The organism is Mesorhizobium sp. BH1-1-5 (genome assembly GCF_020165615.1).
GTDB lineage: Bacteria > Pseudomonadota > Alphaproteobacteria > Rhizobiales > Rhizobiaceae > Mesorhizobium.
On the sequence record NZ_JAIUIM010000015.1, the window covers coordinates 41,294 to 59,837 of the forward strand.

General features: G+C 65.3%; 19 protein-coding genes and 1 riboswitch. Of the genes, 6 read left to right on the plus strand and 13 right to left on the minus strand.

Going from position 1 to position 18,544, the window contains the following annotated elements; genetic code table 11:
• Nucleotides 1–139 precede the first annotated feature (139 nt).
• Entirely contained in the window at nt 140–826 is a 687-nt protein-coding gene (locus LB572_RS20395; protein WP_224669049.1) for a YdcF family protein, read from the plus strand.
• Nucleotides 827–908: 82 nt separating this feature from the next.
• Here LB572_RS20395 and LB572_RS20400 read toward each other — a convergent pair whose 3' ends face one another.
• A complete protein-coding gene (locus LB572_RS20400) occupies nt 909–1,544 on the minus strand; it encodes a pyridoxamine 5'-phosphate oxidase family protein (RefSeq protein ID WP_224668959.1) in 636 nt (211 codons plus the stop codon).
• A gap of 214 nt (nt 1,545–1,758) precedes the next feature.
• On the opposite strand from LB572_RS20400, the gene LB572_RS20405 reads away from it, so the two are divergent.
• Both LB572_RS20405 and LB572_RS20410 read left to right on the plus strand, forming a co-directional pair.
• Nucleotides 1,759–2,661 (plus strand): LysR family transcriptional regulator, encoded by a 903-nt coding sequence (locus LB572_RS20405; RefSeq protein WP_224668960.1) that lies wholly within the window; start codon nt 1,759–1,761, stop codon nt 2,659–2,661.
• 163 nt (nt 2,662–2,824) lie between these two features.
• Nucleotides 2,825–3,619 (plus strand): lysophospholipid acyltransferase family protein, encoded by a 795-nt coding sequence (locus LB572_RS20410; RefSeq protein WP_224668961.1) that lies wholly within the window; start codon nt 2,825–2,827, stop codon nt 3,617–3,619.
• Here LB572_RS20410 and LB572_RS20415 read toward each other — a convergent pair whose 3' ends face one another.
• From LB572_RS20415 to LB572_RS20425, 3 genes are all read right to left on the minus strand, one after another.
• On the minus strand, nt 3,620–4,240 hold the full coding sequence (locus LB572_RS20415) for a LysE family translocator (protein ID WP_224668962.1): 621 nt from the start codon (nt 4,238–4,240) through the stop codon (nt 3,620–3,622).
• An 80-nt stretch (nt 4,241–4,320) separates the two neighbouring features.
• Nucleotides 4,321–5,268, minus strand: a complete 948-nt coding sequence (locus LB572_RS20420; protein WP_140803448.1) for an aldo/keto reductase — start codon at nt 5,266–5,268, stop codon at nt 4,321–4,323.
• Nucleotides 5,269–5,475: 207 nt separating this feature from the next.
• Entirely contained in the window at nt 5,476–5,997 is a 522-nt protein-coding gene (locus LB572_RS20425; RefSeq protein ID WP_224668963.1) for a gamma-glutamylcyclotransferase, read from the minus strand.
• 125 nt (nt 5,998–6,122) lie between these two features.
• On the opposite strand from LB572_RS20425, the gene LB572_RS20430 reads away from it, so the two are divergent.
• Nucleotides 6,123–7,121 (plus strand): DUF2125 domain-containing protein, encoded by a 999-nt coding sequence (locus LB572_RS20430; RefSeq protein WP_140803450.1) that lies wholly within the window; start codon nt 6,123–6,125, stop codon nt 7,119–7,121.
• 7 nt (nt 7,122–7,128) lie between these two features.
• Complete coding sequence (locus LB572_RS20435) at nt 7,129–8,058, plus strand: sugar kinase (RefSeq protein ID WP_224668964.1); 930 nt, start codon at nt 7,129–7,131, stop codon at nt 8,056–8,058.
• Nucleotides 8,059–8,220: 162 nt separating this feature from the next.
• Here the strand turns inward: LB572_RS20435 and LB572_RS20440 are convergent, their stop codons facing one another.
• From LB572_RS20440 to LB572_RS20480, 9 genes are all read right to left on the minus strand, one after another.
• Nucleotides 8,221–9,156 (minus strand): prephenate/arogenate dehydrogenase family protein, encoded by a 936-nt coding sequence (locus LB572_RS20440; RefSeq protein WP_224668965.1) that lies wholly within the window; start codon nt 9,154–9,156, stop codon nt 8,221–8,223.
• 6 nt (nt 9,157–9,162) lie between these two features.
• Nucleotides 9,163–10,266, minus strand: a complete 1,104-nt coding sequence (gene hisC, locus LB572_RS20445) for a histidinol-phosphate transaminase (protein WP_140803453.1) — start codon at nt 10,264–10,266, stop codon at nt 9,163–9,165.
• 140 nt (nt 10,267–10,406) lie between these two features.
• Nucleotides 10,407–11,237, minus strand: a complete 831-nt coding sequence (locus LB572_RS20450) for a 3-methyl-2-oxobutanoate hydroxymethyltransferase (protein WP_224668966.1) — start codon at nt 11,235–11,237, stop codon at nt 10,407–10,409.
• 2 nt (nt 11,238–11,239) lie between these two features.
• Complete coding sequence (rbsD, locus tag LB572_RS20455; protein WP_140803455.1) at nt 11,240–11,701, minus strand: D-ribose pyranase; 462 nt, start codon at nt 11,699–11,701, stop codon at nt 11,240–11,242.
• Nucleotides 11,698–12,648, minus strand: a complete 951-nt coding sequence (rbsK, locus tag LB572_RS20460; RefSeq protein WP_224668967.1) for a ribokinase — start codon at nt 12,646–12,648, stop codon at nt 11,698–11,700. Before rbsK ends, rbsD begins: the two co-directional genes overlap by 4 nt.
• A gap of 13 nt (nt 12,649–12,661) precedes the next feature.
• Complete coding sequence (locus LB572_RS20465) at nt 12,662–14,179, minus strand: sugar ABC transporter ATP-binding protein (protein WP_224668968.1); 1,518 nt, start codon at nt 14,177–14,179, stop codon at nt 12,662–12,664.
• A gap of 57 nt (nt 14,180–14,236) precedes the next feature.
• The gene (locus LB572_RS20470) at nt 14,237–15,205 is read right to left on the minus strand and encodes a sugar ABC transporter substrate-binding protein (RefSeq protein WP_224668969.1); all 969 of its coding nucleotides are present in this window, start codon (nt 15,203–15,205) and stop codon (nt 14,237–14,239) included.
• A gap of 150 nt (nt 15,206–15,355) precedes the next feature.
• Entirely contained in the window at nt 15,356–16,378 is a 1,023-nt protein-coding gene (locus tag LB572_RS20475) for an ABC transporter permease (RefSeq protein WP_224668970.1), read from the minus strand.
• A gap of 133 nt (nt 16,379–16,511) precedes the next feature.
• Nucleotides 16,512–17,276, minus strand: coding sequence for a phytanoyl-CoA dioxygenase family protein (locus tag LB572_RS20480; protein WP_140803460.1), 765 nt, complete (start codon nt 17,274–17,276; stop codon nt 16,512–16,514).
• A 218-nt stretch (nt 17,277–17,494) separates the two neighbouring features.
• Between LB572_RS20480 and LB572_RS20485 the strand changes: the two genes are divergently transcribed.
• Nucleotides 17,495–18,310 carry an AraC family transcriptional regulator gene (locus tag LB572_RS20485; protein ID WP_224668971.1) on the plus strand — a complete coding sequence of 272 codons (816 nt, stop codon included), beginning with the start codon at nt 17,495–17,497 and terminating at the stop codon, nt 18,308–18,310.
• A gap of 120 nt (nt 18,311–18,430) precedes the next feature.
• A riboswitch (SAM riboswitch) is annotated at nt 18,431–18,508 on the plus strand.
• The last annotated feature ends 36 nt before the right edge of the window (nt 18,509–18,544 follow it).

Below are 18,544 nucleotides of genomic sequence, written 5' to 3' on the forward strand. Positions count from 1 at the left end.
TCACACATGGGACACTTGCCGTAACGCAATGTGCGCGCCTTACCTATCAAAGGCCGCATTTCGGAGTTAACCATGGGATGTTTTCAGGATTAACCTGGGGATGATGGAAGCGCAGGATTCGATCGGGACGACTGGACGGATGCTGGCGGTGCGTGCGCACGCTGCTGCCGCCACGCCCGGCCGTTTGCGGCTTGCCATGCGCGTCTGCGGTTTCATCGTTCTCGCCGCGCTGGTGCTTTTTGCCGGCGGCTTCGGCTGGTTCGCCGACAAGGTCAGCCACATGACCACCCCGCTCAATCCGGCCAGGGCCGACGCCATCATCGTGCTCACCGGCGGGCAGTCGCGGCTCGACGCGGCGATGGACCTGCTGACCTCCGGCAAGGGCGATCGGCTGCTGATCAGTGGCGTGCATCCGTCGGCCACAAGGCGCCAGTTGCAGGCGGCGATGGGCGGCGACAAGCAGCTCTTCTCCTGCTGCGTCGATATCGACCGCGCCGCGCTCGACACCATCGGCAATGCCGAGGAAAGCGCCAAATGGGTGGAAAACCACGCCTATGGCAGCATCATCATCGTCACCAACAACTATCACATGCCGCGCAGCCTGCTCGAGATGGGCCGGCTGCTGCATGGCGCGCGCCTCGAGCCCTATCCGGTGGTCAACACCAATCTCGGCAATGGCGGCTGGCTGACCAAGCCGGAGGCCCTGCGCGTGTTGCTCACCGAATACAGCAAATACGTGCTGTCGCTGGCGCGCGGCTTCCTGCCGGTCCGCGCGACGCCCGAGGGCGTCACGCTGGCGGAAGCCTCGACCGTGGTGAAGAACTAAAGCTTAGAGCGTTACGCCGTTTCACGGAAACGGCGTAACGCTCTATCTCTTTGTTTTTACGCAATTCCGGACGGAAAACCGCTCACACTTTTCCTGGAATTGCTCCAGCCGCCGCACTATCGCGCAAATGGGCAATCTCCTGCTCCAGGCAGGCGATGCGCCGGTCGCGCTCGGCGAGCGCCGCGGCGACATCCGCCGCCTCGAAACGCTGCGGAATGTGCTGCGGACAATTGGCATCCCAGGCCGTGACCGTGAACAGGATCGCCTGCTCCGGCCGCGCTTTGTAGTCCGCCGGCATCAGCCGCGCCATCAGCTCCGCACCACCCTCGACGACACGCGCCCTGCCCCAGACCTTGATGCGCTGCCTGAGCATGTAGTCGATCAGGAACAGGAAAGCCTGGTCGTTGTCCTCGAGATTGCCCTGGGTGATGAACTGCCGATTCCCGGAAAAATCCGCGAAGCCGACCACGTGCTCGTCCAGCACCTTGAGAAAGCCGGCCGGCCCGCCGCGATGCTGGATATAAGGCTGCCCTTCGGCGTTGGCCGTCGCCAGGAACACGCTGGTCTGCATTTCGATGAAGGCCGCAAGGTCCGGCGTGATCGTTGCCCGCCAGCCGCCGCGCTGCTCGACGCGCGCATAGGACTCGCGCGATCCCTTGCGGGACTGGATGGCCTTGACGGTCGGCGTGAAGGCGACGTCGCTGGTGAATTCGTTCATGCCGGCGCTCCTAGAGCATGATGCCGAAAAGCGTGAAGCGGTTTTCGGACGACACCATGCTCTATCTCTTTGATTTGGAGACGGATTCAGATTTCAGGTCGATTCGACCTGAAATCATCCGGCTCTAGACAGGATGGCACGTCATTTAGCCTCTTCCGAAAATCGGATGTAGAGAGCATATTCGCAACCTATCTTTCCAGATTTCGGAAGAATAATGGACCGCCTCGACGCCATGTCCCTGTTCGTCGCCACGGTGGAGGCCGGCAGCCTATCCGCCGCGGCGCGCCGCGCCGGCGTGCCGCTGGCGACCGTCAGCAGAAAGCTTTCCGAACTGGAGAAGCACTTGACGACGCGTCTGCTCAACCGCTCGACGCGGCGGCTGACGCTGACCGATGCAGGCCAGTCCTACCTCGCCGCCTGTCGCCGTATCCTCGACGAGGTGAGCGAGGCCGAGCGCACCGCGGCCGGTGAATATTCGAGCCCGACCGGCGAGCTGGTCATCGCTGCGCCGGTCGTCTTCGGCCGCCTGCATGTGCTGCCGGTGATCACCGGGTTCCTCGCCGTCTATCCGCAAGTGGATGTCCGCCTGACCCTGTCGGACCGGATCACCCAACTGGTCGAGGAGCATATCGATCTGGCGGTGCGCATCAGCGAACTGCCGGATTCCGCCATGGTCGCGATCCGCGTCGGCTCGATCCGCCGCATCGTCTGCGCAAGCCCCGCCTACCTCGCCTTGCATGGCACGCCGGAGAAACCGCCGGAGCTCGCGGGCCACAACTGCGTCACCTTCGAAGGCCTTGCCGCTCCGGCGACATGGAGTTTCGGAACGGGCAAGGCAGAAACCACGGTCCCGGTCCGCTCGCGCCTGCAGGTCAATACCGCCGAGGCGGCGATCGATGCAGCGATTGCCGGGCTTGGCCTGACGAAAGTGCTCTCCTACCAGGCGGATGCCGCGGTGCGCTCCGGCGCGCTGCGGGTGGTGCTGGAGCCGTTCGAGCCGCCGCCCTGGCCGGTGAGCCTCGTCCATGCCGGCCAAGGTAGGCTGCCGGTGAAGCTGCGCGCCTTCCTCGATTTCGCCGCGCCGCGCCTTAAGGAGCGGCTGGCGCGGTCATTGTAAGCAATTCCAGGAAAAGTGCATCGCGGTCAGGTTCGGCGACTTCGCCGTAACCCTCCGTCCGGAATTCCGCCAAAACAAGAGTGGCCGGCATTCGACCACCGTGCCGTTTCCTTTTTGCCGCCGCTTGGTGTAACCAACGCACACTTCCTCACGGGCCCCTTGCATGCTCATCATCCGCTCGCTGGCGTTCAACATCGTCTTCTATCTCAGCCTGATCGTCCAGATGATCTTCTGGACGCCTTTCTACTTCCTCGCGCCGCGCCACCGCGCCTGGTTCGTGCCGAAATTCTGGTCGCGCACCTCGATGTGGCTCTATGACAAGATCGCCGCGACCAAGAGCGAGATCACCGGCGTCGAGAACCTGCCCGAGGGGTCCTTCATCCTGGCGCCGAAGCACCAGTCCTTCTGGGACGCGATCGCCTTCTTCCCCTATCTCGACGACGCGCTCTATATCCTGAAGCGCGAGCTGACCTGGATCCCCTTCTTCGGCTGGTACATCATGAAGATGCGCATGATCCCGGTCGACCGCGGCAGCCGCTCGAAGGCGCTGAAGGCGGTCGTCACCGCGACCAGGCAGGAGATGGATCGCAACCCGCGCCAGCTCATCATCTATCCCGAAGGCACGCGCCGCCCGCCGGGCGCCGAGCCGTCCTACAAATACGGCATCGTCGAGATCTATTCGCAACTGGGCGTGCCAGTGGTGCCTGTCGCCCATGTCGCCGGCCTCTACTGGCCGCGCCGCAAGTTCCTGCGCTATCCCGGCACCATCAAGGCCCGCTTCCTGCCGCCGATCCCGCCCGGTCTCGGCAAGGACGAATTCATGCAGCGGCTGATCGGCGAGACCGAGGCCGCCTGCGACCAGATGCTCGTCGAGGCGGCCCAGACGCCGAACCCGCCGCCCATGCCGCCGACGGCGCTGAAGCGGCTTGCGGAACTTGGCGTAACCGCGAAGGCCTGACTAACGCAGCGCTGCCAGCAGGGTCGTCAGCACCAGCGTCGCGGCAAACACCAGGTTGATGACCCGCGACGCCAGCGGATGACGCAGGAAGCGCGCAAAGGCGGTTCCAGCGAGCAGCCACGCCGCATGGATGACAACAATCATCCCTGTAAGCACCAGCAGTTTGGCGGAACCACCCAACGCATCGGCTTGCGACGAAGCGCCGGCAAAGACGGCGGCGATCGCCACATAAGCCTTCGGATTGGCGACGGCGAGCGCGAAGCCACCGGCAAAGGTCGGACGTGCCGCTTGCCTTCTGCTTTCGACCAGCGGCGGCGCCGTCGCAATCTTGAAAGCGAGATAAAGGATGTAGACGGCTGAGAGGATGGTCAGAATCTTGGCCAGCCCAGGCATCGAAGCAAGCATGCCGACGATGCCGGCCGCCACGACCAACAGCACGGCGATCGTTCCAAGCACGAGCCCTGACGCGTAGCCCAGCGAGGAACGCAGGCCGAACGCCGCTCCGACGGCTGTGACACTGATGGTCGATGGCCCTGGGCTGCCCATGACGACAGTTGCTGCCACGATCAGCGCCAGCAATTGCTGCCAGGGCTGCGCCTCAGCCAGAACGCCACCGGCCATGTCCGACTCCGTCTCCTGCCTTACCGGCAGGAGTTACGAGAGATCGTCAGCGCGGTCTTGAACGATTGTGCTGCCATTCGTCAGGAGCTGGCGCGATCCAACGCCCCGATGTCATCCGCCGAAAGCTTGAGCGACGCGGCGCGGATCAGGCTGTCCATCTGGGCCGGCGTCGTGGCGCTGGCGATCGGCGCCGTGACGCCCGGCCGCGCGATGATCCAGGCCAGCGCCACTTCCGCCTGCTTGGCCGAATGGCGCTCGGCGAGCCCATCGAGCGCGGAGAGGATGCGCATGCCGCGCTCGTTGAGATACTCGGCCACGTCCTCGCCGCGCGCGCTTTGCCCGAGATCGCCTTTGCCGCGGTATTTGCCGCTCAAAAATCCCTTGGCCAGGCTGAAATAGGTGATGACGCCGATATCCTCGGCCTTGCAGAGGTCGAGCAGCGGTCCGTCGAGCGACGAGCGGTCGTACAGATTGTATTCAGGCTGCAGCACCTCGTAGCGCGGCAGGCTGCGCAGGCTGGCGACGTCGAGTGCCGCGCGCAACTGCCCGGCATCGAGATTGGAGCAGCCGGCATAGCGGATCTTGCCCTTTTCAAGCAGCCGCTGATAGGCGCCGAGCGTCTCCTCGTAAGGCGTGGCCGGATCCGGCCAGTGCGACAGATAGAGGTCGATGACATCGACCTGCAGCCGCTTCAGCGACGCGTCGACCGCCTTTTCGATATAGGCGGCGGAGAGGTCCTTCTTGCCCTGGCCCATGTCGGAGCCGACCTTGGTGATGACGACCACCTTGTCGCGGTTGCCGCGGCTTTTCATCCAATTGCCGATGATGGTTTCCGATTCGCCGCCCTTGTTGCCGGGAACCCAGCGCGAATAGGCGTCGGCCGTATCGATGGCGTTCAAGCCTGCCCCGACGAACCGGTCGAGCAGGTCGAAGGAGGTCTTCTCGTCGGCGGTCCAGCCGAAGACGTTTCCGCCCAGGACCAGCGGCGCGATGGAAAGGTCGGTGCGACCGAGACGGCGTTTCTGCAAGACTGATCTCCGTGGTGCTGGAACGGGCCTGATGCCCAGGGATGGGAGTTGCCGCTAAGCTAGGTCGTGCCCGGTCGAGGTCAAAGGCATGGTTTTGCTTTTTGATCGGACCAGAGCAATTCCAGCAAAAGTGCGCAGCGGTTTTGCGTCCGGAATTGCGCTAGGACAAGGGGCATTGCAGGCGATCTTTTTCGCCGGAAATGCACTTCACGAAGGCGCTACCCGACGGCCCACCTCCTCCAGCCAGTGATCGCGGATGCCGAGCGCCTCGAGGTGATCGAGCGTGCTCAAGACATAGTCCTCGTTCCGGCCTGACTGGCCGACGGCGCCGCGAACGACCTCTGCGGCGTGATCGGCATCGAGCCCGCCGGCATACTGCTCATGCTGCCGGTCGACGGTGTAGGCGACCGCCTCGACCGAACCGCCGCCATCCAGCCGGACATCGAGCATGCGTTCGAGATAGACGCTGGTCACCAGCTCGCGTTCGCGCAGGTAGGAAAGCACCTCGTCGCGCAAATTGCCCGGAACGCGGTAGGCGAGGCCGATGCAGGAACCGCCCCGGTCGAGGCCGAGCACCAGGCCCGGCCGCGCGCGCGTGCCGCGATGCACGAAGGAATAGACGCAAAGCGAGCGGCGATAGCCGTAAAGCCGGGCCCGACGTGTCTCGACATGGGCAAATCCAGGCCGCCAGATCAGCGACCCATAGCCAAAAACCCAAAAATCGCCCATATCGCCAAGCCTGATCGCATTCGAGTGAACGACACCGCACCGCCGAGGTGCTTCTTCTGTCGCCCGCTTGTTTGCGTGAGAGTGAATGCCCGCTCGCCAGATGAGGGGTTAACGAGAGCCGCAGCATGACGTCAAGTGACGAGCGATCGCCCAAACTTCGCCGCCGGCTGTTCTGGCTTGCCGCATTCCTCATCGTGCTGTTCGCCATTTACAGCGGCGGCTGGTTCTATCTCGCCGACAGGCTGAAGACCGAGGCCGACCAGGCGGTCGCAAGACTGGGCGGCAAGGGCATCGCCGCCGGCTGCGCCAACCTCGCCGTCAGCGGCTACCCGATGAGCTTCACGGTCTCCTGCGACAACATCGCCTATGAGGACGACGCCCGCAAGGTCGCCGCCTCCACCGGAAGCTTCAACGCCGTCGCCGGGATCACCGGGCCCTTGTCGCCGGTCGCCGATCTGCGCGGGCCGCTGCGGACGATGGCGCCCGGCATGCCGCCGCTCTGGATCGACTGGGACCAGCTGCAGGCCAATGTCAAAGTGTGGTGGCCGCTGCCGCGCAGTGTCTCGCTGCGGGCTGAAGGCCTGAACGGTCAGACCGATCCGCAGGACGACACGGACCCGATGCAATTGTTCAGCGCCGGCAAGGCCGCCGGCCAGTTGCAGCCAATCGGACAGGACATCAACTATGTCGGCAGCTTCGGCGATCTGGAGATCAATGCGGATGCTATCGACGGACGCGTGCTGCCGGCGCTGGACGGCAGTGGCGACGTCACGCTGAAGGACGGGGTGGCGCTGATCGCCGCGCCGCCGAAAAGCCTGCGCGGCCAGTCGATCGACATCGCCAGGCTCGACCTGTCATCCGGCACGGCGCGGATCACCGTGTCCGGACCGGTCTCCGTCGACACGGAAGGCCTGATCGACGCAAGCCTGACGATCAAGCTCAAGGACCCCAAGGCGGTGGCGACCATCCTTGGCGGCGCCATGCCGGAGCACAAAAGCGAAATCGAGCAGGGCTTTGCCGCCATTGCCATGCTTGGCAAGGAGCCGTCCTTGCCGCTCAAGATCGTCAAGGGCAAGGCCTCGCTGGGCTTCATCCCGCTCGGCAAGATCAAGCCGCTCGAGTAACTTGGCGATGACGGGCCCTGTAAGACTGCTCAGCGTCGGCGCCTTCACCCTCGACACGATCCTTCGCGTCGAGACGCTGCCTGCGCATCAAGGCAAGTTCATCGCCAGCGACGGCGTCCAGATCGCCTCCGGCATGGCGACGAGCGCCGCCTGCGCCGCGCGGCGCCTCGGCGCCGACGTCTCGCTATGGGCGAGCGCGGGCGACGATCCGGTCGGCGACCAGCTGATTGCCGACATCGAGGCCGAAGGCATCGACTGCAGCCTCATCCGCCGCGTCGCCGGCGCGCGTTCGGCGCTGGCCGCCATCCTGGTCGATGCGCATGGCGAGCGCATCATCGTCCCCTTCTACGACAAAAAGGCGCAAGCCGATCCCGAGGCTCTGCCGCTCGCCGACTTCTCCGCTTTCGACGCCGTGCTGGTGGATGTCCGCTGGCCGGGGGCCGCAGCACTTGCTCTGAGCGCGGCAAGGTCGATTGGCCGCCCGGCGATCCTGGATGCCGACACAGCGCCCGTCGAGGTGCTGGAGCGCCTGCTGCCCTTGGCCTCGCACATCGTCGCCTCGGAGCCTGCGGCGCGCATCGTCTGCGGCCACGCGCTCGACCCCGAAAGCGCCTGCGCCGACCTCGCCTCGCGCACCGATGCCTTCGTCGCGGTGACCGGCGGCGCGGCCGGCACCTGGTGGCACGACCGGGCGACCGCGCGCGTGCGCCATGTCCAGGCGCCGAAGGTCAAGGCGATTGACACGCTTGCCGCTGGCGACGTCTTCCACGGCGCCTTCGCCGTCGGCCTCGCCGAGGCCATGCCGATGGAACAAGCCCTGCGCTTCGCCAGCGCCGCCGCCGCGCTCAAATGCCTGCGCTTCGGCGGCCGCCTCGGCGCGCCGGATCGCGCCGAAACGCTGGCCATGATGGCGGCGCACTGGCCGGCATCGCAATAACGCAAAGGGAGCTGAGATTCAGGTCAGGCCGAGTCGGAGTCGAAGACGGGCGCGAAGCGACCAAACTGGGCGGATTTCGAGAACCGGAGCGGAGCGTACTTTTCGTACGTGAGCACCGGAAGTGCAGAAAGCCGTCATTTGCAGGCCGGCCTCACCTGAATATCAGCTCCCTTTCGGGTGCTCGACCGCCTGGCGGCCGAAATCCGGCACATCGATATCCTGGCCGGCCTCGATGATCGAGCGGCGGATGGCGCGGGTGCGGGTGAAGAGGTCGAACAGCTTCTCGCCGTCGCCCCAGCGGATCGCCCGCTGCAACGAAGCGAGATCCTCCGAAAAACGCGCCAGCATCTCCAGGATCGCGTCCTTGTTGTGCAGGCACACGTCCCGCCACATGGTCGGATCGGAGGCGGCAAGGCGGGTGAAGTCGCGAAAACCGGAGGCGGAATACTTGATGACTTCGCTCTTGGTCACCGCTTCCAGATCGTCCGCCGTGCCGACGATGTTGTAGGCGATGATATGCGGCAGATGCGACACGATCGCAAGCGTCATGTCGTGATGCTGCGGATCCATCGTATCGATGTTGGAGCCGCAGCGCCGCCAGAATTCCGAAAGCGTCTCGAGCGCCGCGGGATCGGTGCCCGGCAGCGGCGTGAAGATGCACCAGCGATTCTCGAAGAGATCGGCGAAGCCGGCATCGGGTCCGGACTTTTCCGTGCCCGCCAGCGGATGTCCCGGGATGAAGTGCACGCCTTCCGGCACATGCGGCTGCATCTGTGCGATGACGGAAGCCTTGGTCGAGCCGACATCGGTCAGGATGGCGCCTTTCTTCAGCGCCGGCGCGATCTCGGCCGCGACCTCGCCGGACGAGCCGACCGGCACCGAGACGGTGACGAGGCCGGCATCGCGCACCGCTTCTTTTGCATCCGTGGTGTAGGAATCGCCAAGGCCGAGCTCCTCGGCGCGCTTCAGCGTCGAGGCGCTGCGCGTCGCGATGGCGATGTGCTTGGCAAGGCCCTCTCGGCGGATGACGCGGGCGAGCGACGAGCCGATCAGGCCGATGCCGACCAGCGCAATTTTCTCGAACATCGGTGATGCCATGGTGTTCTAGCTTTTCAGGAAGGTCTTGAGCGCGTCGATGACCCCGCGATTGGCCTCTTCGGTGCCGATGCTCATGCGCAGCGCATTGGGGAAACCGTAGCCGGTGACGCGGCGCAGGATGTAACCGCGCGCGCTGAGATAATCGTCCGCTGCCGCCGCCGAATGCTTCTTGCCGTCGGGAAAATGGATCAGCACGAAATTGCCGACGCTGGGCGTGACGCGCAGGCCGAGCTCGGTCAGCTCCGCGCTCAGCCAGGTCAGCCATTTCTCGTTATGCGTCACGCTGCGCTCGATATGGGCGCGGTCGCGGATCGCGGCGATGCCGGCTTCGATCGCGGTGGCATTGACGTTGAACGGACCGCGGATGCGGTTGATCGCATCGACGATATGCGCCGGCCCGTACATCCAGCCGATGCGCGCGCCGCCAAGGCCGAGCTTGGAGAAGGTGCGGGTCATCACCACGTTCTCGGAGCTGCCCGCCAGCTCGATGCCGGCTTCGTAGTCGTTGCGCCGCACATATTCGGCATAGGCCGCGTCGAGCACCAGGAGCACGTCCTTCGGCAATGCCGCGTGCAGCCGGCGCACTTCCTGGAACGGCACATAGGTGCCGGTCGGATTGTTGGGATTGGCGAGGAACACGATCCGCGTCGCCGGCGTCACCGCGGCCAAGATCGCGTCGATGTCGGCGCGCTCGTCGGTTTCCTTGACCGCCACCGGCTTGGCGCCCGCCGCCTGGATGTAGATCTTGTAGACCATAAAGGCGTGCTCGGTGAACACGGCCTCGTCGCCCGGCGCGAGATAGGTCTGCGCCAGCAGCCCCAGGATCTCGTCGGAGCCGTTGGAGCAGATGATGTTGGCCGGGTTCAGCCCATGCACCTCGGCGATCGCCTCGCGCAGCCGCCGCGCCGTGCCGTCTGGATAGACGTCGAGCTTCGCCGCCACTTCGCGCGCGGCCTCGATCGCCTTCGGCGAAGGCCCGAGCGGGTTTTCGTTCGACGACAGCTTGTAGACTTTCGTCACGCCGGCCGGCGCGGTGCTTTTTCCCGGCACATAGGCCTCGATGTCCATGATGCCCGCGCGGGGCGTCGGACGGGGCTGATCCTGCTTCATGTCACAAATCCGTCGAGAAGGCCTTCAAGGCCGCAGCGGAAATACAGGCCACGGGCTGGAATGTCGAGTGCCGGCGCCTGGCCTATGCGGACCGCCCGCGAGGATCGGGCCTTGAAATTGCGCCGGGTCTCAAAGACCAGTCATGGCTTCGTCGAATCGACGACGGCGCGGAACCCCTCCAACTCCTCTTCGGCAATGGCCGCGATCTCGGCCTTGCCGGGGTAGCTGCCGCCGTCGACCTCCTTGCGGAAGGCGGTGAGCGCGTCGATCCGGGCATCGCTTATCTGCCGATGCAACGCGGCCAGATTGCCCCAGGCCCGCGCATGGCGGGGGAGCCGGGTCGACTCGCCGCAGATGTCCGACGTGAACAGGAAGATGACGTCCGGCTCGGCGCCTGAGCCGAGCGACACGGTCACCAGCGCGGTGCGGCGGTGGATTTCCGCCATCAGCGCCGCCGGAATGATCTCGCACTCGACCGCGAAGGCGCCGGCATCCTCCAGTCGCCGGAACTGATCCCAGAGCTCGACCGCCTCGGCCGCGGTCTTGCCGACCGCCCGGATACCGCCGACCCAGGTCGATTTGCGCGGCACGAAACCGAGATGGCCCATGACCGGTATCCGCTCATTGGCCAGCATGCGCACCGTGTCGAAGCCGCGTCCGGTGATGACGGCGTCCGCGCCGGAAGTGATCGCCGAAAAAGCGGTGCGCAGGATTTCGTCGCCGGTCACCGCGTCGGCGAAGCCGAGCGCGGCCGTCACGAAGACGCGGCGCGATCCTTCGCGGACGCGGGCAACATTGGCCGCCCGGCAGACGACCATCTCGATGCCGGCCGCCTCGGCCGCGGCCGCCTCGGCCGCCGTCTCGGCGGTCACCTGGGCGACGCGCCGGCCGGCCTGCCGCAATGCGCGCAGGCCGGCGACGGTGATGCTCCGCTCGACCTCGCGCCCGCCGAAATCGAAGATCTTCGGCACGCTCAGCCCTTGAGTTTCTTGGCGTAGTAGTCGGGGGCGACAACGCCGGGCTTGGAGAACCAGGCCGGGACATCGACACCGGAATAGAGCAGGATGTTGCCCCAGGGGTCGAAGGCGCCGGTGCGCACGATCACCTTGGCCTTGGCGGCCATCTCGCCGAGAATGGCCTCGTGCTTGACGGTTTCATGGTCGGCGTCCGGGAACAGCCGCTTCACCTTCGCGAGCAGCGGCGCGTTGTGCACCGGCAGCGTGTCGGCATAGGCGATGCGTTCGGCGATCAGGTTGGCCGCGATCGGCGTCAGCACGGTCTCGAGATCGGGAATGTCGGGCGCGATCGCGAGGTCGATGCGCCATGCGCTCGACGGAATGGGAAAACCCGCGTCGCAGACGATCATCAGGTCGCCATGCCCCATGGAGGCGATGGCGTGAGCGAGTTCGGCGTTAAGCAGTCGGTTGCGGTTCACGGTTGCTCCTTCCACACGGTTTTCATGGCTTCGGCATAAAGCGCGTCGGCCTGGGCGCGCTGGGGCAGGCCGGGAATGACGCCGAGCCTGGTGCAGGCGATCGCGCCGCAGACGACGCCGAAACGCACGGCGTCGACGATGTCGCGGCCTTCGGCAAGCGCCATGGCGAAGCCCGAATTGAAGGCATCGCCCGCGCCGGTCGTGTCGGTGACCTCCACCGGCACCGCCGGCACCATGACGTCGATCTCGTCGGTCAGGATGAGCGCGCCGCTGCGGCCGAGTGTGACGACGACGTTGCGCACGCCGCGCCGCCGCAATTCCCGGGCGAGCTCGCGCGAGGACCGCGGATCGTCGGCGGGCAGGCCGAGCAAGATGCGCAGTTCGCTTTCATTCGGAGTGAGGTAATCGACCCAGGCGAAGATCGTGTCCGGCAGCTGGCGCGCCGGCGCCGGGTTGAGGATCGTCCTTGCGCCATGCTTGCGGCCAAGCTCCATCGCCCGCGTGGCGGCGGCCGTCGGCACCTCCAGAACGGTCATCACGACATCGCTCTCGGCGATGCGCGCCTCGGCCGTGTCGACCGTGGCCGCGTCCATCAGCTCGTTGGCGCCCATGTCGAGGATGATGAAGTTCTCGCCCTTGTTGTTGAGGATGATGAAGCCGACGCCGGTCGCCCGCTCCGTCCGCGTGGTCACGAGGCTGGTGTCGACGCCTTCGGCCGCATAGAGATCGGTGGCGATGCTGGCGAGCTTGTCGGTACCGAGGATGGCGAGCAGCGACGACGACGCGCCCAGACGCGCCGTTGCAACGGCCTGGTTGGAGCCCTTGCCGCCCGGACCCATGTCGAAATCGGTGCCGAGCATGGTTTCGCCGAAAATGGGCAGCTTGGGTGCCCGCATGGTCAGCCCGACCGCGAAGCTGCCGACGATGGTTATCTTTGGCTTGGTCATCCGCATTCCCGTCTCAGGATGTCATGGCGCGCGCGAGGATCGCCGTCTCGTTGATAGCCTGGCCAGTGAGTTCACCAGACAGGCGGCCGTCGCGCAGCACAAGCACTCGTTCGGCATTCATGATCAACTCCGGTATCTCCGACGAGATCATGACGATCGCCATGCCTTCGCCGGCGATGCCGCGCAGGATCGAGTAGATTTCCGCCTTGGCGCCGACGTCGATGCCGCGCGTCGGCTCGTGAAGCACCAGCACGCGCGGATTGGTGACGAGGCTGCGGCCGAGGATGATCTTCTGCTGGTTGCCGCCCGAAAGCGTTCCCAGTTTCTGGCCAAGATGTGAAATCCGCGCATCGAGCCGCGCGACCTGGGCGCGCGCCTCGCGTTTCACCGCGCCGCGCCGCACGAAGCCGGCCAGCGAAAAGCGCGCCAGCGAGGCGGAGACGACATTGTCGGCCACGCTCATCTGCAGCAGGCCGCCGGAACCGCGCCGGTCGGCCGGAACGAAGGACATGCCGAGGCGGATCGCGGCGAGCGGATCGGCGCCGCGCAGTTCCTTGCCGTCTATGGTGACCTTGCCACGCCGGGCGCAGAGCCCGAAAAGCGCGTCGCCAAGTGCGTCCTTGCCGGAATCGGGAAGTCCGCCGATGCCGAGGATCTCGCCGGCGCGCACGCTGAAGCTGACGTCCTCCAGCCCCTCCGCCTCGAGGTTCTCGACCTTCAGCACGGCGTCCTCGTCCTCAGGCCTGGGCTCGACCTGAAGCGACCATTGCAGGGCGGCATCGAGGTCGCGGCCAACCATGGCCCGGATGAGCTGGTCCTCCGACAGGCCCTCATTGTCCAACGTGACGATCGTACGGCCATCGCGCATCACCGTGACGCGGTCGGCTATATCCAGCACCTCGCGCAGATGGTGCGATACGTAGATGATGGTCACGCCCTCGGCGCGAAGCTGCCTGACGACCTCGAAAAGCCTTTCGCTTTCGCGTTTGGAAAGCGCCGAATTCGGCTCGTCCAGCACCAGCACGCGGGCCTTCTGGCGGATGGCGCCGGCGATTTCGACCAGCTGCATCTCGGCGACCGAGAGACGACCGACCTTGGTGTCGGGGTCGAGGCCGCCCATGCCGAGCCGGGTGAGCGCGTCCCGCGCCTCCCGCCGCATCATGTCGCGTGGCAGCAGCGAAACGGCCGAGCGCGCCGCCATGTCCGACATCATGATGTTTTCGGCCACGCTCATCGTCGGGCAGAGCGCCAGCTCCTGGTAGACGACGGTGATGCCATGGGCGCGGCTGTCGAGCGGGGAGGCCAGTTTCACCTCCCTGCCGTCGACCCGAAGCTTGCCGCCATCGGGGCGCAGGTCGCCGGCCAGGATGTTCATCAGGGTCGACTTGCCGGCGCCGTTCTCGCCGATCACGGCGTGAACCTCGCCGGCCCGGAAGCCGACGGAAATACGATCAAGCGCGAGCATGCCGGGGAACCGCTTGGTCAGTCCGGCGATCTCGACGATGTTTGCGAGCGAGGGGGCGGCCGTCATCGAGCTGGCTCGACGGCCGGCGGGACCTGTGGCCCGCCGGCCGTCACGCTGGCCTTGTTACTTCTTGGCCACCTCGGCGATGTTCTCCTTGGTGTAGACGCCGACGCCGGTGTCGAGGTTCTCGATCGTCTGGCCCTTGAGGAACTGGACGATGAGGTCGACCGCGGCGAAGCCCTGCTTTTCCGGAGCCTGGTCGATCGTGGCCTGCACGTCGCCGCTCTGCACGAGCTGCACGGTCTGGTCGAGCAGGTCGAAGCCGACCACCTTCACCTTGTCGGCGGCCTTGTTGCGCTCGACCCAGGTGCCGGCGGCGGGAGTGGAGCAGCATTCCAGCGACAGGACGCCGGAGATCGAGGGGTTCGCCAGCATGGCGTTCTCGATCGCCGAATAGATCTTCTGCGGATCGGTGCCGGTGTTCAGCGTGCTGACCACCTCGATGCCGGGCTCGGCCTTCAGCGCCTCGCGCACGCCTTTTTCGCGATCGAGCGACCACTGGGCGGCGGCGTCGATGGTGGTGATCATCACCTTGCCCTTGCCGCCGAGGACCTTGGCCATCAGCTTGCCGGCCTCGCGGCCCGACTGCACGAGGTCCTGGCCGGCGAAAGCCAGGCGCTTGCTTTCGGGATTGTCGGTGTTGAAGGTGACGACCGGGATACCGGCGGCGATCACCTTGTCGATCAGCGGCGCCAGCGCGTCGGTCGACACCGACGAAATCGCCAGGCCGTCCATCTTGCTCATCAGCGTCTCGATCTCGCTGATCTGGCCGTCGGCGTCGGCGCCGACCGGGCCGATGAACTGCGCGTTGACCTTGTCGGAGGTCGCCGCGCGCTGGACGCCGGCCTTCATGAACGGCGCGAACTCGTTCGAGACGTCATGGTAGGAAACATAGATGTCGAGCGGTTGGCCGGCGGCGATCTTGGCCTTGATGCGGTCGGCGAGCGAGAAATCGGCGAGCTTGGCCTCGGCATGCGCGAGCGCGGGCAAGAGGCTGAGCGCCGCCGCGAGAATGATGTGTCTGATTTTCATGGATAGTCCTCCCTTTTTTGTTTGGCTTGATTGCCCTCAGAGCATGATGCCGAAAAGTGCGCAGCGGTTTCCGGACGACATCATGTTCTATCTCTTTGATTTAGAACCGGATTCAGATTTCAAGTTGCGGCCTGAAACCTGGATCCGGTTCTAGGTCGCGCGGCGCGTGGTCCATTTATCGATGCCGACGGCGATGATGATGACGAGGCCGATCATCAGCTCCTGCACGAAGGGCGACACACCCATCAGCACAAGGCCGTTGCGCATCACGCCGATGATCAGCACGCCGAGTATGGTTCCAAGGATGGTGCCCTCGCCGCCCGACAGCGAGGCGCCGCCGACGATGGTCGCGGCAATGACGTCGAGCTCCAGCCCGAGGCCGGTGCGGCCAGCCTGCCCGCTGGGCAGGAAGGCGAGGCTGAGGATGCCGGCGAAGGCGGCGAGCAGCCCCATCAGCACGAAGGCCCAGATCTTCACGGTGTTGACGGAAATGCCCGACACGCGCGCCGCCTTGGCGCTGCCGCCCACGGCATACACCCGGAAACCGAAGTTCGAATAGGAAAGCACCAGCCATGCCAGCACGGCGATGATGGCGAAGAACACGAGCTGCATCGGAATGACGCTGAACAGATAGCCCTGCCCCATGAAGCTGAAGGTCTCGAGAACGTCGGGAAGCGCGCCGTTGCGCGCGTTGACGGTGACGGGCTGGCCGTTGGTCAGGATGAGCGCGGCGCCGCGCACGATGCTGAGCATGCCAAGCGTGGCGATGAGCGAAGGCAGGCGGCCGTAGGTGGACAGGATACCGTTGATGACGCCGATGACGGCGCCGGCGAAGAGGCCGACCGCGAGCGCCGGCAGCAACCCCCAGCCGGCGATGATCAGCATGCCGGTGACAAGCCCGGAGAAGGCGTAGGTCGATCCGACGGACAGATCCACCTCGCCGGAGATCAGCACGAACGTCATGCCGACCGCCATGATCCCGAGCAGCGAAACCTGTCGGCCTATGTTCAAGAGGTTCAGCGAGGTGAGGAAGGCGTCGGTCGCGAAGGTCAGGAACAGGCAGATTACGACCAGCGCGATGAACACGCCAGCCTCACGGACCCGCAAGAGTCGCGACAATTCAAACCGGCCTGCGGCTGCCGCGCGCGCGCCGCTCCTGACCGTATCGGCCATCCATTCCTCCCTCGACGGCGGCGTGACGGCTGCAGCCGTCCGTCGCTGTTCTTCATCTTCCCATCGATCCGTGGCCTGGGCCCAGGCCCGGATCGATGTCCTCAAGGCCGGGCCTGCGCCCGGCCGGGCCTGCTCACGAAGCCTGCTGGAAAGAGCCCGCAGGCACCTTGCGCAATTGTTCGTAGTTGCCGTATTCGCGCACCTTCTTGAAAGGCGCGTTCTCGACGGCGTTGTAGGAGCAGATGTAGCCCCAGCGATATGTGTCGGAGCGGTTCGCGTCCGAGCGGTGCAGCAGGTTGCCGTCGAAGATCAGGCCGTCGCCCGCCTCCATCTCGACATAGATGTGCTCGAAACGCTTGAGGGCCGCTTCGAGATGCTCCTGCTCGACATTGGTCTGGTCATTCTCGCGGATATGGTTGAGGCGGCCGAGCTTGTGCGTGCCCTTGAGCACCTGAAGGCAGCCGTTTTCGCGCGTGGCCTTGTCGAGCGCGACGTAGATGCTCATCATTTCCGGCGCCAGGCAGCCGTAATTGTACCAATAGCCGAAGTCCTGGTGCCATTCCCACGCGCCGCCTTCGTTAGGCTGCTTCATCGTCATCTTGTGGCTGTAGAGGTAGATCGGCTTGCCGACGGCGTCCTCGGCCAGGTCGACCATGCGCTCGTCGCGGGCCAGCAGGCCGTATTTGTCGTCCTCGGCCTTGGTCCACATCTTCAAAAGCGTGGTCTTGCCCTCCTTGTCGCCCTTGGACATCACGCCGCCATTGCTCTGCTCCTTTTCGAGCTGCTTGCGGGCGTGGTCGCGAAAGTTGGCGACTTCGCCGGCGCCCAGCAGGCCACGGCGAATGATGTAGCCGTCGCGTGCGTAGAGTTCGGCCTCGTGTCTGGTCATCGCGAGCATCGGTATTCTCCCTGGAACCCCGAGCGTCCCGCGATGCCGCGCGGGCGCCCCTGAACCTTTTTGAAGGCCCGGTTCCGATTCGTTTCCGGCCGGAATTGCCAGGCTCATGAAGAGAAATTTAGCCCCTCCACCGGGGAACAAAATGGACAAAGGGAACGCATTTTTTGTATAAAGCGCGCATGCAAAAAAGGACGTCCGTAATTGAGAGTTTCCACTATATGCCAGCCCCGGCCTGGACCCGGGCCGCGTTCAGCGTGCTGCGCGCCGGAAAAGTCGCCGCCGGGCCGGATTACCGGATAGAACGCGCCATCTATCCCGGACAGGACATCCTCTATTGTCTTGCCGGTGCCGGCTATGTCGAAACGCTTGGGCAAAGGATCGACGTCGGCCCTGGTCAACTGGTCTGGATGGCGAACGAGGCGCCGCATGTCCATTCCGCCGATCCCCGGGATCCCTGGACGGTGCTTTGGTTCAGGCTGGACGGGCCGGAGCCGGCGATCCTGCGGCGCAAGCTGTTCGGCGAGGACGCGCCGCGCGCCACCTTCGCCGAGGGAGCGGCTCCGGTCCCGTGGTTCGAGCGCCTGTTTGCCGCGTTGCGCCGCCGCGACGCCAGCCTCGATCTGCGCCTTTCGCATCTGGTTGCCGAATTCCTGCTCCTGATCGATCGCGCATTGGCGGGGCCCGACAGCGACGACCTGCCGAAACCGCTCGCTTCCGGGATCGAAGCGATGCGCGGGGCGCTCGGTTTTGCATGGAACGCGTCGGCTCTGTCAGCCGCCACCGGGCTCGGGCCGTCGCAGACCCGGCGGATGTTTCAGCGCTATCTTCGCACCAGCCCGCATCAGTGGCTGATGCGCGAGCGGTTGATGCACGCGCAGTCGCTGCTGGTGCAGGACGACCAGCCGATCGCCGAGATTGCCGAGACATGCGGCTTTTGCGACGTCTATCATTTCGGCCGCGAATTCAAGCGATCCATCGGCATTTCGCCTTCGGCCTGGCGGCGCAGCGAACTGGGCGTTGCGCCGAAGCGCTGAGCAGATTCCGCGAAGGCGTCATGCGGCTTTCCGGCAAGAATCTGCGACGAGAAATGCGTGCCATGTGTCGGCCTGCCAGGCTACCCGTTGACGAAGCGCGGCGCTGGTCCTAGAAGGTCTGCAGACTCCCGTGGTGATTTGGCCGGTCGGCTTGCAGCCACGTTAAACAACTCGCTAAAGGGCCGTTTGCAACCTGTAACCGGCTTTGCGACGGCAATGCCGGTTTTTTGTTGT

What these genes read in the sequence shown, in the direction of transcription:
- LB572_RS20395 (WP_224669049.1), top strand. Translation starts at nt 140, where the DNA reads ATGCTGGCGGTGCGTGCGCACGCTGCTGCCGCCACGCCCGGCCGTTTG.
- LB572_RS20400 (WP_224668959.1), bottom strand. Translation starts at nt 1,544, where the DNA reads ATGAACGAATTCACCAGCGACGTCGCCTTCACGCCGACCGTCAAGGCC.
- LB572_RS20405 (WP_224668960.1), top strand. Translation starts at nt 1,759, where the DNA reads ATGGACCGCCTCGACGCCATGTCCCTGTTCGTCGCCACGGTGGAGGCC.
- LB572_RS20410 (WP_224668961.1), top strand. Translation starts at nt 2,825, where the DNA reads ATGCTCATCATCCGCTCGCTGGCGTTCAACATCGTCTTCTATCTCAGC.
- LB572_RS20415 (WP_224668962.1), bottom strand. Translation starts at nt 4,240, where the DNA reads ATGGCCGGTGGCGTTCTGGCTGAGGCGCAGCCCTGGCAGCAATTGCTG.
- LB572_RS20425 (WP_224668963.1), bottom strand. Translation starts at nt 5,997, where the DNA reads ATGGGCGATTTTTGGGTTTTTGGCTATGGGTCGCTGATCTGGCGGCCT.
- LB572_RS20430 (WP_140803450.1), top strand. Translation starts at nt 6,123, where the DNA reads ATGACGTCAAGTGACGAGCGATCGCCCAAACTTCGCCGCCGGCTGTTC.
- LB572_RS20435 (WP_224668964.1), top strand. Translation starts at nt 7,129, where the DNA reads ATGACGGGCCCTGTAAGACTGCTCAGCGTCGGCGCCTTCACCCTCGAC.
- LB572_RS20440 (WP_224668965.1), bottom strand. Translation starts at nt 9,156, where the DNA reads ATGGCATCACCGATGTTCGAGAAAATTGCGCTGGTCGGCATCGGCCTG.
- hisC (WP_140803453.1), bottom strand. Translation starts at nt 10,266, where the DNA reads ATGAAGCAGGATCAGCCCCGTCCGACGCCCCGCGCGGGCATCATGGAC.
- rbsK (WP_224668967.1), bottom strand. Translation starts at nt 12,648, where the DNA reads ATGACCAAGCCAAAGATAACCATCGTCGGCAGCTTCGCGGTCGGGCTG.
- LB572_RS20465 (WP_224668968.1), bottom strand. Translation starts at nt 14,179, where the DNA reads ATGACGGCCGCCCCCTCGCTCGCAAACATCGTCGAGATCGCCGGACTG.
- LB572_RS20470 (WP_224668969.1), bottom strand. Translation starts at nt 15,205, where the DNA reads ATGAAAATCAGACACATCATTCTCGCGGCGGCGCTCAGCCTCTTGCCC.
- LB572_RS20475 (WP_224668970.1), bottom strand. Translation starts at nt 16,378, where the DNA reads ATGGCCGATACGGTCAGGAGCGGCGCGCGCGCGGCAGCCGCAGGCCGG.
- LB572_RS20480 (WP_140803460.1), bottom strand. Translation starts at nt 17,276, where the DNA reads ATGCTCGCGATGACCAGACACGAGGCCGAACTCTACGCACGCGACGGC.
- LB572_RS20485 (WP_224668971.1), top strand. Translation starts at nt 17,495, where the DNA reads ATGCCAGCCCCGGCCTGGACCCGGGCCGCGTTCAGCGTGCTGCGCGCC.